The organism is Mastigocoleus testarum BC008 (assembly GCF_001456025.1).
In the GTDB taxonomy this organism is placed as follows: Bacteria; Cyanobacteriota; Cyanobacteriia; order Cyanobacteriales; family Nostocaceae; genus Mastigocoleus; species Mastigocoleus testarum.
In genome coordinates, this window is sequence record NZ_LMTZ01000145.1 from 18,023 (window position 1) to 35,891 (window position 17,869).

The 17,869-nt window shown below is 36.3% G+C and carries 13 protein-coding genes; 8 read left to right on the forward strand and 5 right to left on the reverse strand.

All coding sequences use genetic code 11. The features are described 5' to 3' along the window. Window positions 1–370: 370 nt before the first annotated feature. Window positions 371–3,052: a CHAT domain-containing protein gene (locus tag BC008_RS38870; RefSeq protein ID WP_027843188.1), complete on the forward strand. Its 2,682-nt coding sequence runs from the start codon at window positions 371–373 to the stop codon at window positions 3,050–3,052. Here BC008_RS38870 and BC008_RS38875 read toward each other — a convergent pair. Then, window positions 3,027–3,884, reverse strand: coding sequence for a DUF928 domain-containing protein (locus tag BC008_RS38875; protein WP_058184550.1), 858 nt, complete (start codon window positions 3,882–3,884; stop codon window positions 3,027–3,029). The genes BC008_RS38870 and BC008_RS38875 overlap by 26 nt on opposite strands. 89 nt (window positions 3,885–3,973) lie before the next feature. Here BC008_RS38875 and BC008_RS38880 point away from each other — a divergent pair, with 89 nt between their 5' ends. Then, a complete protein-coding gene (locus BC008_RS38880; RefSeq protein ID WP_063800852.1) occupies window positions 3,974–5,431 on the forward strand; it encodes an AAA-like domain-containing protein in 1,458 nt (485 codons plus the stop codon). A gap of 279 nt (window positions 5,432–5,710) precedes the next feature. Here the strand turns inward: BC008_RS38880 and BC008_RS38885 are convergent, their stop codons facing one another. Beyond that, window positions 5,711–8,803 carry a two-partner secretion domain-containing protein gene (locus BC008_RS38885; protein WP_058184552.1) on the reverse strand — a complete coding sequence of 1,031 codons (3,093 nt, stop codon included), beginning with the start codon at window positions 8,801–8,803 and terminating at the stop codon, window positions 5,711–5,713. A 353-nt stretch (window positions 8,804–9,156) separates the two neighbouring features. On the opposite strand from BC008_RS38885, the gene BC008_RS38890 reads away from it, so the two are divergent. Next, window positions 9,157–9,642: a pentapeptide repeat-containing protein gene (locus tag BC008_RS38890; protein ID WP_027845916.1), complete on the forward strand. Its 486-nt coding sequence runs from the start codon at window positions 9,157–9,159 to the stop codon at window positions 9,640–9,642. 162 nt (window positions 9,643–9,804) lie between these two features. On the opposite strand, the gene BC008_RS38895 is transcribed toward BC008_RS38890, so the two are convergent. The 3 genes from BC008_RS38895 to BC008_RS38905 all read right to left on the reverse strand — a co-directional run bounded on the left by BC008_RS38895 (window position 9,805) and on the right by BC008_RS38905 (window position 12,967). Beyond that, complete coding sequence (locus BC008_RS38895) at window positions 9,805–11,484, reverse strand: TAXI family TRAP transporter solute-binding subunit (RefSeq protein ID WP_027845917.1); 1,680 nt, start codon at window positions 11,482–11,484, stop codon at window positions 9,805–9,807. Between the two features lie 248 nt (window positions 11,485–11,732). Continuing rightward, window positions 11,733–12,362, reverse strand: a complete 630-nt coding sequence (locus BC008_RS38900; RefSeq protein ID WP_027845918.1) for a ribonuclease H-like domain-containing protein — start codon at window positions 12,360–12,362, stop codon at window positions 11,733–11,735. Between the two features lie 59 nt (window positions 12,363–12,421). Then, a complete protein-coding gene (locus BC008_RS38905; RefSeq protein ID WP_027845919.1) occupies window positions 12,422–12,967 on the reverse strand; it encodes a CAP domain-containing protein in 546 nt (181 codons plus the stop codon). Window positions 12,968–13,431: 464 nt separating this feature from the next. Here BC008_RS38905 and leuB point away from each other — a divergent pair, with 464 nt between their 5' ends. The 5 genes from leuB to BC008_RS38925 all read left to right on the forward strand — a co-directional run bounded on the left by leuB (window position 13,432) and on the right by BC008_RS38925 (window position 17,819). Next, window positions 13,432–14,520 carry a 3-isopropylmalate dehydrogenase gene (gene leuB / locus BC008_RS38910; protein WP_027845920.1) on the forward strand — a complete coding sequence of 363 codons (1,089 nt, stop codon included), beginning with the start codon at window positions 13,432–13,434 and terminating at the stop codon, window positions 14,518–14,520. Between the two features lie 143 nt (window positions 14,521–14,663). After that, a complete protein-coding gene (locus BC008_RS38915) occupies window positions 14,664–14,924 on the forward strand; it encodes a hypothetical protein (protein WP_058184554.1) in 261 nt (86 codons plus the stop codon). Window positions 14,925–15,130: 206 nt separating this feature from the next. Next, window positions 15,131–15,289 (forward strand): hypothetical protein, encoded by a 159-nt coding sequence (locus BC008_RS50050; protein WP_161938215.1) that lies wholly within the window; start codon window positions 15,131–15,133, stop codon window positions 15,287–15,289. After that, complete coding sequence (locus tag BC008_RS38920) at window positions 15,282–16,109, forward strand: prepilin peptidase (RefSeq protein ID WP_027845756.1); 828 nt, start codon at window positions 15,282–15,284, stop codon at window positions 16,107–16,109. The genes BC008_RS50050 and BC008_RS38920 overlap by 8 nt, the downstream gene beginning before the upstream one ends. A 249-nt stretch (window positions 16,110–16,358) precedes the next feature. Beyond that, entirely contained in the window at window positions 16,359–17,819 is a 1,461-nt protein-coding gene (locus BC008_RS38925) for a protein kinase domain-containing protein (protein WP_027845755.1), read from the forward strand. The last annotated feature ends 50 nt before the right edge of the window (window positions 17,820–17,869 follow it).

The following is a 17,869-nucleotide window of genomic DNA, read 5'->3' on the forward strand; positions in this document are numbered from 1 at the left end:
TTTTTATCCAGTCTTATAGATCCATAACATTATTAAGGATTATGGAGAAACCTTAAAAGGTACTGTTGGGCAAGCAAGAGCTAATGTTCGGGGAGTTGCAACCTATACTCTGTTTGGTGAGACAGCGCGGTCTTGGGGGTCTCCCCCATGAGCGACTTGCCGAACCCGTAAGGGTGCAAGTCTGGTGGAGCAAGTGGCGATAGTGAATCGTTAGTACCCATCTATGGTGAATAGCTTGCTGCGTTCAAATATCCCTCGACTTACTTGATAAACCAAGAATTAGCGAGGTTTAAAGAGTCAGGGAAGTGTCAATCCCAACTACTTGACATGATATAAATTCACTGAGTTTTCAAACTACCCCTATTTTTGTATGAAACGCTTGATTAAATTTACATTTATTGCTGTTTTAGGATTTGTTCTTAATTTCAGTATCCAATTCTTTCCTCAAATTACGGCACTACCAGCGACTCCAACTCAGAATTCTCTACTGGCTTCAGTGCAAACAGGCAAAAAATATTATGATGCAGGACAATTTTCTCAAGCTGCAAAGGTATTGCAAAAAGTTGCCAAAGTTTACAAGGCAAGAAGAAATGTACTTGGGGAAGCACAAACCTTGGGCTTCATATCTTTAGTTTATCAGGAGTTAGGACGCACTCAAGAAGCTAAGACAGCAATCAACACAAGTTTATCTTTGTTAGATCAACTAGACATTCAAGGTAAAGATTTTAAGCGGGTTCGTGCTCAGGTTCTCAACAGTCAAGGACGTTTACAGTGGAAGATTGGCGATCCTCAAAAGGCTCTAGAAAGTTTTCAAGTAGCTGAATTGCTTTATACTTCTGCGAGTGACTCTGAAGGCGCGATCGGCAGTCAAATTAATCAAGCTCAAGCTTTACAAACTTTAGGATTTTACCGGCGCAGTTATAACTTATTAAATTCGATACAAGAAAAGCTGCAAGCATTACCAGAATCTCCAGTAAAGGTAGCTGGTTTGCATAATCTCAGTAATATTTTCAGACAAAAGGGAGAATTAGATTCTTCTCAAAAACTTTTAGAAGAAAGTTTAGAAATAATAAGAAAAATAGATGATACCAAGGAATCATCATTACAAAATTCACCACAAAATGAAAGTAAAATTTTGCTTAGTTTAGGCAATACAAATTTAGCCTTGGCAATGAAAGAAAAAGAATTAAAAAATCCACAAGGTGCAGAAAAATATATTCAATCAGCTTTAAGTTTATATCAACAAGCAGCTATAAAAACTAATTTGCCAACTATTGAAGTTCAAGCAAAGTTAAATCAGTTAAGTCTGCTAGTTAAAACGAAGAAAAATGAACTAGCTTGGAGTTTATTACCCGAAATATTTAAATCACTCAAGCAGTTACCTGTGAGTCGCTCTTCAATATATGCATGTGTAAATTTAGCAGAAAATCTAATGAAGCTGGACAATGAGCAAAAAAAATCAATTGATAATTATTTTAATACTTATCAAAGTATTTCTCAAATATTAGATACTGCCATCCATCATGCAAAAAAATTAAATGACCAAAGAGCAGAATCCTATGCTACTGGAACTCTAGGAAGTTTATATGAAAAAAATCATGAATGGTCAAAGGCGAAGAAAATGACTGAGCGTGGGATACTTATTGCTCAAGGGATTAGTGCATGGGATATAGCCTATCAGTGGCAATGGCAAATGGGAAGAATTTTGAAATTTGAACATGCGATTCCCGAAGCAATTAAATATTATACTCAAGCTTTTAATATCATCACAGATTTACGAAGTGATTTGGCTGTTCTGACCCCAGATATTCAGTTTTCTTTTCGTGATAACGTAGAACCAATATATAGAGAATTAGTTAATCTGTTATTAGATTCTCCTGATCCTAAGAAGGAAAATTTAATCAAAGCTCGTGATGTTATTGAAAAACTTCAGTTAGCAGAATTAGATAACTTTTTTGGAGATGCTTGTGCTAAACCGGAGGTAGTAAATATTGATAATTTGGATCCTAATACAGCAGTAATATATCCAATGTTTCTCAAAAATCGCTTAGAGGTGATATTAAAACTACCCGGTGAAGATAACCTCCGTAATTTTACAAATAAAAATATATCTCTAAGTCAAATTGATGAAGTCATCACAGAATTACAAGAACTTGTGAGAATTAGAAGCACCCATCCCAGCAAAATTAAACAATTATCTAAAACAGTTTACGATTGGCTAATTAAACCCTTCGAAACCGAACTCGAAAAGTCTATTGTTCGAGATAAAAGTAAAATCAAAACTTTAGTTTTTGTCTTGGATGGTTCATTACAAAATATTCCTATATCAATACTATTTGATGGAGAAAAGTATCTGATAGAGAGATATGCTGTTGCTGTAACCCCTGGTTTACAATTATTAGCTCCCAAACCTTTATTAAAAAAACAGCTAAATTTATTAGCTGCTGGAGCAAATAACGCTCCGAGCTTTGAACAAAAGGGCTTCTCTCCCTTAAAAAATATTGACGATGAATTATTGGGAATTAGCCGTGAGGTTAATCAGAGTCGAAAGCTGGAAAATCAAGATTTTCTTCAAGAGAAGATCCAAAATCAGCTTGAAAAAGAAAAATTTAATGTCCTCCACATTGCTACCCACGGTCAATTTAGTTCTAACCCCAAGCAAACTTTTATTCTAGACTGGAATAAGCCGATCAAAGTCAAAGATTTTGATACTTTGGTACAGGTAAAAAACCAGAGTATAATAAGTCCGATTGAACTATTAGTTCTGAGTGCTTGTGAAACAGCCACTGGCGACAAACGAGCAGCTTTAGGATTGGCTGGAATTGCAATTCGTGCAGGAGCAAAAAGTACTTTGGGTAGTCTTTGGCAGGTTAATGATGCTTCCACAGCTGAATTTATGGTTAAATTATACAAACAGTTTAAGAATCCCCAAATAACAAAAGCGGAAGCACTACGAAATATTCAGCTTGCTTTTCTCAAAAACTATCCGGATACAGACTACAATCGTCCTTATCATTGGGCAGCTTTTATTTTAGTCGGAAATTGGTTATAGAATTAGATTTTACGTTTCCCAAAATTGGCTCTGAAGCGATTTTTTCTAAGCCAACTTGAGGTTGACTTAATAGTTCAAACCATATTTTATTTAAAGCACTGTTGTGTGGTTTATTTTGCTTTATTTGAGCTATTTCTGTTAACGTTTCATACCAGATGCCATAATTTGCGTAAATCTTCATGCGTTCTAATGATGTTTTAGCATTTTTTAACTTGCTTTGAAAAGCAGAAGATTTTGCAACCCGTTTGACTACTCCTGTTAAAGAAATAGGAATCGACGACTTCTCGGATACCTCTGAAACAGAACATTTGATATCAAAATACCAGCGATATTGTTTCCCTACTGCGATTGAGGCTGTAGATGGGAGATTGATACTGACAATTCCTGGTTTTTCAGGTAGTTCGAAATCTGTCCGATACACTTCCGAATCTTCATTTTGTAAGGTAAATACTGCCTCAGAGACTTCTTCACGTGTATAAGGTACATATATCCAAAAAGTTGGATATTGACTGACAGTTAAGTTTAGATTTCTACTACCGACCAAACGAGTTAGTGGTGGTTTATTGTGTTTGTGTAGACAATCACCTCTACTTCCTGTCCCATCATTAGTTATAGGGGTTCCTCTATTGGGTGGTTCTTTCTGCTTTGAGGCTGCTTCTTTTAATTTACTATTGATTGGATTATTAGATTTCGCCCGTACGAGTGTAGGATAGTTAATTAAAATACCAATGCTTAAGCCAATGAAAAATATACTTTTGATTTGAAGTAGCAGTTCTGGTATTTTTTCAACTGCATCTTCAGTTTCTCCTCTAAGCCTTCGTGTTGTTCCCATCCGCTGCCAAATCCTTTGAAATTTTATAATTTATTGCATTTTTGTGCTACTGGTTATATAACCATAAACTATTAGCTTGAGGTCCAATCGTGAGTGATTTTACCTTAGATGAAGCAATCAAAATAGTAAATAAATTATTATATGTCAACCTCCAAAGATATTTGACAAAAGTTGAGATTATTATTATTGAAGGAGCATGGAACAAAGAAGAGTATGACACAATCGCGGCACAGCATCAATATGCTACAAGCTATATCAGTCAAGATGTAGCTCCAAAACTTTGGAAATCTCTGACAGAGTCTCTAGATGAAAAGGTTAAAAAAAGTAATTTTAAACAAGTTTTAGAAAAATATTGGTCACAACAATCTACTTGTAGAGAAACTTCAAGTTTTATAGAAAGTATTGCTAATAAAAATCAAAATCATACAGTCTCGCAAATAAATCTAGATTTGGATTCTATAAATTCAGATTCAGTAAAACATAACTTAGGAGAAAAACAGCTTTTAGTTGAGAAAAAAACAACAAATTTTACTTCCAAATTGGATATATATGTAGAGCGCCCTCCCATCGAATCAATTTGTTATGAAACAATCAAGCAACCTGGCTCTCTAATCAGGATAAAAGCTCCTAGCTTTATGGGGAAAACATATCTTGTTACAAGAATACTGAATCAGTTGTCACAGGAGAATTATTCCACTGTTAACTTAAGCTTGGAACTAGCAGATATTCGCACTCATTTTACAGATATTAATAAATTTTTGCGTTGGTTTTGTATTAACTTAGGTCGAGAACTGAGATTAGGCAATAAATTAGATGAATACTGGGATGAAGAAGGAATGGGGGCGAAGGTTAGTAGCACCACTTATTTTGAAGAATATTTATTAGCTCAGTCAGAAAATCCTCTGGTTTTATGTTTGGATAATTTAGATTTGCTCTTTCCTCATCCACAAATTTACGAAGACTTTTTTGGCTTATTACGCTCTTGGTATGAAAAAGCAAGAAGTCGTAAAATTTGGAAAAAGTTGCGATTAATTATCGTTCATTCTACAGACGTTTACATCCGGCTCAATATTGAACAATCTCCATTTAATGTTGGTTTACCTATTGAGTTAATGGAGTTTAACCGGGAGCAGGTAATAAATTTTGCTAGACAACATGAAGTTCTACTGGATCTAGATAAGCTAGAAAAACTAATGGAACTTGTAGGAGGTCATCCCTATCTATTGGAGTTAGCCTTCGCTCACCTGAAAATTTATCCAGATATTTCCCTGGAACAAATTTTAACGGAAGCGACTACAGAAGCCGGGATTTATGGTCATCATTTACGAAAACACTGGTTAAACATACAACAAAATCTGGATTTAGCAAAGGCTCTTAAGCAGATTGTTACAGCTCAAAATCCAGTGCAATTGAAAATGATGTTAGCTTATCAGTTGCACAGTATGGGATTAGTCAACATTTCTGGTAATAAGGTGACATTACGATGTAACTTGTATAGAGAGTTTTTTGGGGCATCTTTCTCTGATAGTGATGTATGGAAATGGTAAGTTAACAAATCATAATCTCGATGGCGTTGCTGAGGCGTTGCTGAATATAATATTGTTTACTAATTATTTGTTTGGGGTTGCTGCTTAAAAAAGAAATTTTGAGCAAGGAATTTTATACTCCTCAATATTTGAATCCTATTTTTGCAACATAACTGGTTGAAAAGATACCAAGCGTTTTTCAATTTCGGCGTTAAGAGAAGCAATCTCTTTTTTAGAACGCTTCGCCGCATAATTTCTGAAGATGAGCCAATAGTATAACTAGAGGTTTTAATAAATTCATCATCCTGCGAAATTATGACAATTCAAAGCATTTAAGCCAGAATTTAATGGTTCAGAACTATTAGGAGTTGCCGTTAAGACTACCTCACCATTGGAGTTAAATGTCACACCTTGAGCTTGAACAATTTTTTTGGGTCGTTCTTCCTTGATTTTTACTTCAGATTTATTTACTTTCTGTATTATTTCTGCTGTGGTTTTTTCTTTGAAAGGGATTAGCCGCCAATCTTCCCAACCTGCATCAGTTTCCAGAGTCTCTTTGGGAGATTGAGGTATACCACCACGCCCTGTAATAACAAATTCACTGTTTTGACTGGCTTGACAGAGGTTTTGCTCAATTAGCCGCGACACATCAACAATATCTGTTTGTAATTCTTCCTGTTCTTGAGTAGGGTTTTCTGGTACATCTATTTCAATAGTGCCGCTCAAGTTGGGGTTTTGTTGAGAAACTGCTGTGATATCGTTTGTTGGTAATTCGCCTGGTTCTAAATCCTCTGGACGTAAACTGGAGAGTTGTTTTAAACTTAGTGGAGCGATGCCAAAAATACCAGTAGCGTTGATATTAACTCTTCCACCATTACCCTCAGATGCATTAGCAGTAATGTCACTATTTTGATTTGGAGTAGCAATAATAAAGCCATCGGGAATATTGATTGTGATGTTACCTCCGTTTCCCTTTGTTTCAGTTACACCCGCATTTGTAGAAATCCGGCTACCATTGCTCATCAGCAATAAATCTGCAATGTCGAGTTTAATATTGCCAACCTTCTTGTTAGAATTGGTGTCAGCTTCAATCTTGCCATTGTCAAGTTGTACGGAACTAGCGTTGATATTAATATCACCTGGTGCCCCTGTTCCATCGTTAGTAACTGAAATGGTTGCTCCATTGGAAATTAATAACCTATCGGTGGTAATGAACAGATTTTTTGCATCTCCTGTTGTTCCGGATTCTGCCTTAGTAAACAAGCCAGTGAATCTATCATTTTTGCCTTCACCAATAAGTTGGATGTCTTTAGCATCAATAGTTAAATTACTTGCTTGACTAGCACCAAATGTGCTACCACTCACCTGTGCTCCATCTTTAACTAACAATGTATTAGTGTTTATGGTCAAATCTCCCCCAGTTCCTTTTAAGTCTTCAGAAAATGGTTCAGTATACAATCCACTACGAAAACTACCATCTTTGCTTGTACCAATAAGCTGAATATCTTTAGCATCAATGGTCAAATTACCTCCCTTACTTTCAAGAAATGCTCTAGTACTTACTTTTGCTCCACCTTTAACTAATAATGTATTAGTTTTTATGGTCAAATCTCCTCCATCTGTTTTTGAGTTTTCAGAAAATGGTTCGGCAAACAATCCACTAGGAGAATCACCATCTTTGCTCGTACCAATAAGCTGAATATCTTTGGCATCAATAGTCAAATTACCTCCCTGACTAGCACCAAACGTGTTAGTACTCACCTGTGCTCCATCTTTAACTAATAATGTATTAGTTTTTATGGTCAAGTCTCCTCCACCCCCTTTTGAGTCTTCAGAAAATGGTTCGGCAAACAATCCACTAAGAAAAACACCATCTTTGCTTGTACCAATAAGTTGAATATCTTTGGCATCAATGGTCAAATTACCTCCCTTACTTCCAGCAAATGTGCTAGTACTCACCTTTGCTCCATCTTTAACTACTAATGTATTGGTTTTTATTTTCAAATCTCCCCCATCTCCTTTTGGGTCAAAAACTGGCTCGGTAAACAATCCACTACGAAAATTACCATTTTTGCTTGTACCAATAATTTGAATGTCTTTAGCATCAACTGTCAAATCACCTGCTTGACCAGCACCAAATGTTCTAGTACTTACCTTTGCTCCATCTTGAACTAGCAATGTATTAGTTTTTATTTTCAAATTTCCCCCATCTCCTTTTAAGTCAGAATCTGTTTGAGCGAACAATCCACTAGGAGAGTCACCATCTCCGCTTGTACCAATAAGTTGAATATCTTTAGCATCAATATTCAAATTACCTCCCTTACCCCCACCAAAAATCAAAGTACTCACCTTTGCATCTTTAACTAATAAATTGCCAGTTTTGATGTTAATATCCCCTCCCTGTGCTGTTGCACCAAGTCCTATTGAGTCGCTGATTATACCTCCTCCCTCCAAATCGATCGCTTCAGTTGCATTAATATCAATATTTCCAGCTTTAGTATCAATTGAGTCTAGTTCTTCTTTTATACCTGCCTCCAAAGAACTTTTTTCTATAATTTGAACATTACGGCTATTAATAGCTATTTCCCCACCGCGATTCCCAGCCACATCGACTTGCGAACCATTACTTAAAGAAACATCACTTCTTTCTATCCCCTGAGGAAAATTAAAACTGAGATTACTTCCATCCCGACTCAATCCAACTGTTCCTTCATCCTTGAGCCCTCCTAACTCCACTCTTCCATCAGGAGCATCTACTGTTCCATTGTCAAAGCTGACATCACCACCTATTAACCCCAATGTTTTTCCTGGTTTTACTCGCAAACCAACAACTTCACCTTCACTGTCTGTTACTTGAGATTGATTGCTAATTTTTCCTGAATTGGAAGCATATTGCAATCCCGAAGGAACATTTATACTCAATAAACCTGTTGTTTGTGTCTCAGCAGCACTAAATTCTTTGCCATCAGCAAACTTAAAACTATTAGCTGTGCTCCCCACAAAGGAACCACCAATATCCAACGAAGCATTTTTACCGAATACTATTCCATTGGGATTAATTAAAAATAAGTTTGCATTACCATTTGCTTTTATTAAACCATCAATATTAGAAATTGATTTACCTGTGACTCGACTGATAATGTTACTGACATCAGCACCATTACTGAAGTAAGCTTCTCCACCTGTTGGAACAGAAAATTCTTCAAAGCTGTGAAATAAATTACTTCCTGCTCTTGTTCCTCCTTTAATAATGCTTCTATTACCTTCTAATTTAATCTCAGAGTTCTTCGGTAGAGTTTTGTCCGGAATTATTTGAGCATGAACTGGCGTACTAATTAATGTAAGAAAACTACATGTGAAGAGTTTTCGGAGACGATTTTGTTTGTAATTCATCGTTATATAGAACCCCATTTGGTATCTTTACAAAAGATGTATGATTAGGGAAAAATTTTATATTCAAGGAGTTTAACAGATAAGCAGTGGGAAATTGTTGAATCCCTCTTAGCAAAGAAGAAAAGAACTAGAACCCTAACATGGACTAAGAGAGAAATTTGGCGTTGCAGAATTGAGGGATGAATCTTTAAAATTTATAGTCGCCAGTGTAGCTCCCTAAATTCCCCAATTATGGGGGACGCCGGAGATTTTATTCTCCTCAAATTATGGCTCTCTGACTAAAAATCGACAATCGATCACCAATAAGTTTAATAATTAATTGTGGAAGTATTGAAACTCAACAAACTAACATGATGAAATACTGGCGGGTGTTTTTTGCTTTTGTTTTAGCTTTGGCTGTTTTGTTCCATCCTTTATCAGCAGAAGCTGCAAATAAGCGTGTAGCGGGTAAACGTGCAGTAGTAAATAAAGATTTCTCAAATAAAACTTTAATCGCTTCTGAATTCACCAAGTTGAATTTAGAGAATAGTAATTTTAGTAATTCCGATTTACGGGGTGCTGTTTTCAACGGTTCAACACTAGCAGGAGCAAATCTTCATGGTGCAGATTTGAGTGATGGTATCGCTTACTTAGTAGATTTTAAAGGTGCGGATCTCAGCGATGCAAACTTAACAGAAGCAATGATGTTATATTCCACCTTTGATGATGTAGATATCACAGGTGCTGATTTCACAAATGCTGTTTTAGATGGTTTTCAAATTAAAAAACTCTGCGCGGTTGCAAGTGGAGTTAATTCTAAAACAGGTGTTTCAACTCGCAAGTCTCTGGAATGTGACTAAGTTCGCGGCTAATATTTAACTGTAAGTGGGTTACTTTTAATCGCGAATACAGTTATTACTCTTAATTCTCCACTATGGGGAAGGTAAATCATTCCTTTCCCTTTTATCAGTTACCAATTACCAATTACCGATTACCAATTATCAATTACCAATTATCAATTATTATTTCAAACCTTTACAGGAACGTTCAATTGCATCTCTAATAAAGTTATATGCATCAACAAAAGTTCTAAAGGATTGACGTGAGAAAATTCGTTCTTGAAGTAAGGTATCTGCAGCTTCATTACGAATTTGATCTAATTCAATTAAAAGTAAATCAGGTTTTTCTCCACTATCCAATCGATTTAGTAATTCTTTAAGCTGATTTACATAACTCGAAACAACTTTTCGTTGACGTTCCTCAACAGCTTGCTCGATAGTCTCCCGAGCAGATTTATAAGCTTCACTAAATACCCGGAAACCCGACTGGGATATCTCTTCAATATCAAGGGAATGACTAGCTCTTTGAAATTCCTGATTGAGTTTTTCTTGACGTCCGAATAAGTCCTCTAGGGATCGGGTTATCTCAACAACTGTAGAATAAATTGCTTGATTTTTGGCATTAAGCTTCATTAACTGAACAACGTTTTCAATGTAGCGATCGACTTTTTCATTTGCTTCACATTCTATCCGTCGATCGCGCCACACTTTTATCCTTAACAACCACGAACCAACCAACAAAACAATGGTTAATAACAATCCCAAAAAATCAGCATTTTCTTGAATAAAGGAAGGGTCGTTACGGTCATAATAAATGAGTGCACCTTTATGAATTTGCACATTGCTATTATCTTCTGGTCGTTCGAAGCGATTAACTAAAGGATAAATGGTTTCTGGATCGAAAATTTGGGGGGAACCATAACGCTCTTGAGCGATCGCTTGAATTTCTTTTTTTATCTCCTGACGATACTCACTCAAAATAGTTACTATCTTTTCAACAACCCAGTCAGGTACATCTCTTCTGGACAATAAAGTTCTTTGCACCGCAATTGTTTCTAAGTCCACTTCTGGAGCAGCAGGTGAACCTCGATAAACTCCCTCAGGAATTGTAGAAGGTGAATAAGCAGGATATTTTGTTTGCTGAATAGCATTCACTTGTCCGATCGGTACTAATCTCCAACCAGTAGCGATCAGCTTACGAATTTGCTCGTTACCAAGAACGCGGACGCGAAAGACAGCATCTGCTTTTTCTGGATTGGAATCTATAAAGTTAAAATTAATTTTGTAGTGCTTATTTGCAATGTTTTCAAAAGATTTACGTTGTCCTCCTCCTTGAGGTGTTTCAACTGTTTTACTTCTGAGGGTACCAATCTGAAAATTTTCTATTTGTTGAGGTAAGGGAACTTTTTGAGGATTAACAAGTAAATGAAAATGGTCTTGATAAAGATTAGTTAAAACCCGTGCATCCGAACCAGGATAAATATCAGCTTGAGCAGTTCCTAAGTGGGCTTTGAGATATTTTGTTGATACTCCTGATAAGCATGTAGATTTTGTTGTTAACCTCTCACCTCTAAGGCTTTTAATGTTATCCCCTGTTCCGTCTGTTTCACAAACATCAATTTTGATATTGCTATTTTGTCGAGCAACTCTCGCGATCGCCGAGCTGAGAATATAACTTTCTCCTGTTTTTTTCCCTGCAGTTAAAATAATTTTGTAAGGTAAAAGGTTGCGTTGAACCTCTACAAAACCAACTATAACGATAGAAAGAAAAATAAAGACTCCAAATCCACTCAGAATATATTTTTCTATTCTGTACCGCGTGAAATTTTGCAAGCTTCCTTGAATATTTTTAATAATTGACATACCTGCTGTTGCTGAGTGAAGTATCAATCAATATGCACGCTAATAGTGAATACAATCTAAGAAATTGCATTCCTAAATTTCAAGGTAAAATCTTACAAATTGCGAATGCTTAGTTTATAAAAGGGATCTACGAGTAACAAGGAATGCTAAGGATGTAATCCAATCCCTAATCCCCAATCCCCAATCCCCAATCCCTAATCCCTAATCCCCAATCCCTAATCCCTAATCCCCGATCTCCAATCCCCAACTCAATGCTCAAACAAATCTTTAAACTGTAATAAATCTAAAGTAACTATGGTAGGTAAACATTCAAAACATTTTTGAGCAAGCTCCAATCTTTCCTCTCTTTGCAACCTAGTTATAAGTTTTTGGCGCAGACTAACCAAATAGCGGACATCATTCGCAGCATAACTTAACTGTGCTTCCGATAGATTATCAGCATTACCCCAATCAGAACTTTGGGAACTTTTATCCAATTCAACTTGTTCCAATTCCATTACTAACTCTTTTAGCCCATGACGTGGTGTGTAGGTACGGACTAATTTACTTGCAATCTTGGTGCAAAATACGGGTTGCACCTGAATATTCAAATAATGACGCAATGTTGCAAGATCAAAACGAGCAAAGTGGAATATCTTAACTATATTTGTTGCTTCTAAAAGTTTTTTGAGGTTGGGAGCTGTAGTTTGTCCTTTTGCAATCCGAACTACACTAACTTTTCCTTGTTCGTTGCATAGTTGCACTAAACATAAGCGATCGCGGTGGGGTAAAAGTCCCATTGTTTCCGTATCTACAGCTAAAGCTTCACTCTGTAAATAATTCGATAAAGTCGCTTCATCAAGATCGCGTTCGCAAACCTGAAAGTCCTGCAAATCCATAAATCTGAAAGTAATAAAAATATTATTCTATAGGAATCACGCAAACTAAGTATAAGTAATTAATAGCTGCGCAGAAAAATCTGTGTTAAGTACACTTCACCATCATCATTTACAGCAACACCAATACCGGTAAGGTCATAATTTCCCACTATATTCTTCAAATGTGAAGGACTCTTTATCCAACCATCCATAGCTTCCACTGCGGGATCGTCATACCCTTGGTTAAAGGCAAGATTTTCTGCTGCGCTAGTGTAAGTAAGGGGAATAGCTTTAACTCGCTTTTCAAATCCACTATGACTAAAGGGTACTTTCCACTTAGCCATATTCTGACTATGAATTCTTGCTTGTTGAGATATCTTGTTATCTAACTTCAGTGTTGGTAAACCCTTTGAAGCTCGATATTGATTTATTTTTTGAAAAACTGACTTTTCTAGGACACTTAAGTTGAAATTATTATAGCTGTGTTCCTGCGATGAAAGCGACAAAGACTTATGTTTGTGAGTCCCGATTTGTGTAGAACTATGACTTGGCAAAGGCTCTGATGCTAATCCACTGGCAAATATCACCGAACCTATGGCTAACCCTACAGCAGTTTGTCGAATCATGGAAAATTATGTGAGTAATATTAACAATGAAGGAATGAATATCTAGGATTTTATTTAAGAATTTATATTGCGAATAGTAATTTATGATACAACTATACTGTTAGTATTTAATAGTATGAAAAAATATTTGCACATCTATGTATTCCAGTCAAGACAAGCCTGTTTCCGAACTTTAGGTGTGAAATAATTGAAAAATAAAAGTAAAAAATATATAAAGTTAATTATTTACAACAGCGATATTTCTGAATTAAGACTTAGTAAAAATATTACTTTAATTAGAAATCAAAGAAGATAGTATCTGTGAGAAAAAGGCATATTGGTGAGAAAAATAATTTAGAGTTTAGATTTTATTGGGACAGCTTTTGATAAACAGATTGATCGCGGGTATACCTGGGTGGTTATGATATATAGTCGCGAGAACTTTCGATTTCTTGCCAAACATCTACCCACAAGAAAGCAAACTTATGGCGCAACAATACCGCATTACTCTTTTACCTGGCGATGGGATTGGACCTGAAATCATGACCGTAGCGGTAGAAGTGCTTAAGGTCGTTGGGAAAAAATTCGATCTGCAATTTGAATTCCAAGAAGCATTAATTGGTGGTGCTGCAATTGATGAAGCAGGTGAACCCCTACCAAGTACAACTTTAGATATGTGTCGCAATAGTGATGCTGTTTTACTAGCTGCAATTGGCGGTTACAAATGGGATTCTTTACCTTCTAATCTACGTCCAGAAGCTGGTTTATTAGGTCTGCGAGCTGGCTTAGAACTCTTTGCAAACTTGCGTCCGGCGAAGATTTTGCCCGAATTAATCGATTCTTCCACACTCAAACGAGAAATTGTTGAAGGTGTAGATATCATGGTAGTTCGGGAACTAACTGGTGGAATTTACTTTGGTAAACCCAAAGGTATTTTTTCTAGCGAAACCAATGAAAAACGCGGTATTAACACAATGGTTTATGCCGAATCAGAAATTGAACGTATTGGTAAAGTTGCTTTTGAAGCCGCTCGCAAACGCCAAAGTAGACTATGCTCTGTAGATAAGGCCAATGTTTTAGAAGTTTCCCAGGTATGGCGCAATCGTATAACCGATCTAGCCAATGATTATCCTGATGTAGAACTTTCTCATATGTATGTTGACAATGCTGCGATGCAGCTAGTGCGCGCACCAAAACAATTTGACACTATTGTTACTGGTAATTTATTTGGTGATATTCTTTCTGATGCTGCAGCGATGCTTACAGGAAGTATAGGTATGTTACCTTCTGCAAGCTTGGGTGCTTCAGGACCAGGAGTATTCGAACCCGTTCATGGCTCTGCTCCTGACATTGCAGGACAAGATAAAGCTAATCCCTTAGCTCAAGTTTTAAGTGCTGCAATGATGCTACGTTATGGTTTAAATCAACCACAGGCTGCAGATGCAGTCGAAAATACTGTGTCTTCAATCCTACAACAAGATATGCGTACAGGGGATATAATGTCTCCAGGAATGAAGCTTTTAGGGTGCAGTGCGATGGGTGAAGTGCTGATCGAAACTCTAGAAAAATTATGATGACGTAGCTTAATAATTAAAGCTTCATAATTAAAGCTTTATGTCGAAGCTTTGTTTTGAAGTTTTATTTCGAAAATTTTACAAATAACGTCATGAATTTTGGATAGACTAAGAGAAACTCAAAATACAAAACCCAAACAGTTGTGTATAACTTTCAGCAAAACCAGACTATTTATCCGGAGCAGAACCCCCCATCAACTTTAATCGACGCTGCTCTGATTAAAGCTGCTGGTAATATTTATCACACTCACTGTGAGGTTCATCCAGAAATCACTGGATATGCTTCTGGAGTCGCGATTCACCGCGAGAATCATCGGGGTAAAGTAATTTTTAAAAACCAACCCGTGCTGTTACCAGAAGAACGTTTTATACCTCTTGAGCAAATAGAATCTTGCGTGTATTAGTTGTTTTGGTGATTTGTCATATCAATCTTCTTTTTGGTTATAACAGGTTCCTAAGGTAGAGATTTAGCGGTGCTAGGTCTCTACAATTTTTTGGTGTTTGCAATGGATAATGGGTAATGAGTAATGAGTAATATTAGCGTAGCGGGGCGCGTTAGCGCACAGTAATAAGTAATGAGTAATGAGTAATAAGTAATGAGTAATGAGTAATGAGTAATGAGTCTTCCCAGACTTCCCAGACTTCCCAGACTCCCCAAACTCCCCACACTCCCCACACTCCAAACATCTCGCCAATTTCCATTCGCCAATGTTATAACCCTGTAAATAATACTTTTGGCAGATGGACTAATAAGCGGGAATATGAATGAAATTTTAGTTATAATTCCGGCAAATATAATTATCTTTGCCTTGGGAGCATCCATTGGTAGTTTTATTAATGTTGTAGTTTATCGAATACCTGCTGGACTATCTTTACTTTTTCCACCTTCTCGCTGTCCCAAGTGTTTGAATCAGCTAAAACCCTATGACAATGTTCCCGTAATTGGTTGGATCACCCTAAAAGGACGTTGTCGTTATTGTCGAACGAAGATTTCTGCTCGTTATCCTGTAGTCGAAACTGTTACAGGATTAATGTTTTTACTCGTGTTTTCCATATTTGAATTTTCTCCCTTAACAATTGGTTATTGGATTTTTTGTAGTTGGTTATTAGCTTTGTCACTGATCGATCTTGATACTATGACCCTACCCAATCCTTTAACTACCTCTGGTTTAGTCCTAGGAGTAATATTTCATGTATGTATCGGTTGGTTAACGGGAAACTCTACCGAAATTATTAATCAAATTATGTTCTCAGTTGTAGGAGCAATTTTGGGTTTGTGGTTATTTGATGCGATCGCAAACCTTGGTTCAGCTATTTTAGGTAAAACTGCAATGGGAGCGGGAGATGCAAAGCTAGCAGCAATGATGGGAGCTTGGTTAGGATGGAAATATTTATTGTTAGCTTGCTTTCTTGCTTGTTGTTCGGGAGTCACTATTTATGGTGGGGGGAAGATTTTTTCTGTTTCGTCAACAAAGCAAAAAACAAGTAAAGCTTTTCCATTTGGTCCACACTTAGCAATTGGTGCAACTATTTCTTTAATCGCTGGTGAGGTAATTTTATCAAGCTATTTGCAACTCTTTGTTCGCTGAGGATAATCAAAGCTACCGATACAATAAGTTAGAAAATAAAATATCGAGAGAAGTAAAGAATTAAAAAAATTTGTCACAAGCAATAAAAAATGATTTTTTTGAGAAAAATTACTATATTTCCCATATTAAACCTGCAGTAGAAAATTTTGATATTGTTTATTTAATACTCGTAGCACTTATTTACTTTTTTCACAAAACTAGTAACACTGGATAGACATACAAAAGTATTCATAATTATTCGGTGTTTGTATGAGCCTCTGCATCAACCCACGCTGCTTTGCTCCTGATAACAATCTTAATATGCAGTTTTGTCAGGCTTGCGGTTCGGAATTATTACTAAAAGGACGCTTCCGAGTTGTGCGCGAGTTAGGGGGTGGTGGCTTTGGTAAAACTTACGAACTGATAGATAATACTGGTAAAATCAAGGTACTGAAAGTTTTAATTGATAACGGTCCTAAAGCAGTAGAGTTATTTGAACGAGAAGCAGAAGTACTAAGCCTTTTAGATCATCCAGGTATCCCTAAAGTGGAGAAAGATGGTTACTTTCTTTATGTACCAAGAAATAGCAAGAGAAATTTACACTGCTTGGTAATGGAGAAAATTGAAGGTTTAACTTTGCATAAATATTTAAAGCAGCAGGGGAATAGACCTATCGATCCAGAATTAGCTATCAAATGGTTACGAGAATTAACAATCATTTTGCAGCAGCTACATAACCAACACTTTTTCCATCGCGATATTAAGCCTACTAATATAATGTTGCGGACTGATGGACATTTAACACTGATTGACTTTGGTACAGTTCGACAAGTTACCAGAACTTACGTTGCAAAAAAAGCTGTTGGTGATGTTACTGGTATTATTTCTTCTGGTTATACCCCGTTAGAACAAATTAACGGTCAAGCAGTACAGCAATCAGATTTTTTTGCTCTGGGACGCACATTTATTTATTTATTAACTGGTAAAGATCCCAATAAATTTTATAACCCATATACAAATATATTAGAGTGGCGTGATGTTGTACCTGGTATATCACTTAAGTTTGCAGATCTTCTCGATTGGATGATGGCTGTTTCAGCAGTTAAACGTCCACAAAATACTCAGGTAATTTTGCAGACACTGGGAGAAATTGATGGAGTTTTTCCCCCAGAAGTTAATGTTAAACCCTCAACAAATAGCCTCATACATCAATTTAGTCCAGTAATAGTAAATGTTAAATATGCTAGTTTATTGGAACGCTTTTGGGCATTTACAATTGATTTAATTATTCTATTTTTCATTGGTAATGTTATTGGCGTTCTATCACCCTTTGTTTTATCTTTCATTGGTATTCCTGTCAGAGATGATGACATTCATACTTCCCTATGGATGGGTTCAGTTGGATGGTTTTCTGGAACAATTGGTTTATTAATCGATAATGAACTAGAAAAGACAATTGCCACTATCTTTGGAATCGTTATCAATTGGCTTTATTTTACGTTGTTTGAAAGCTCTACGAAACAAGCTACTCCCGGCAAACAAATCCTAAATATTAATGTCACGAACTCAAGTCAAGAAAAAATTTCTTTACTCCAAGCAAATATTCGATATTTTGCGAACATTATATCTACAGCTACGCTGATGTTAGGATATGTTCTTGCTGCATTCAGCCTTCAAAAACAAGCTTTACATGATAAGATATCTAGTACTTTTATTATAAAAAAAAGATAAGTTTACGATCAAAGAGTTTTTTTATACTTGTTATGTTGTTAATTTAATAC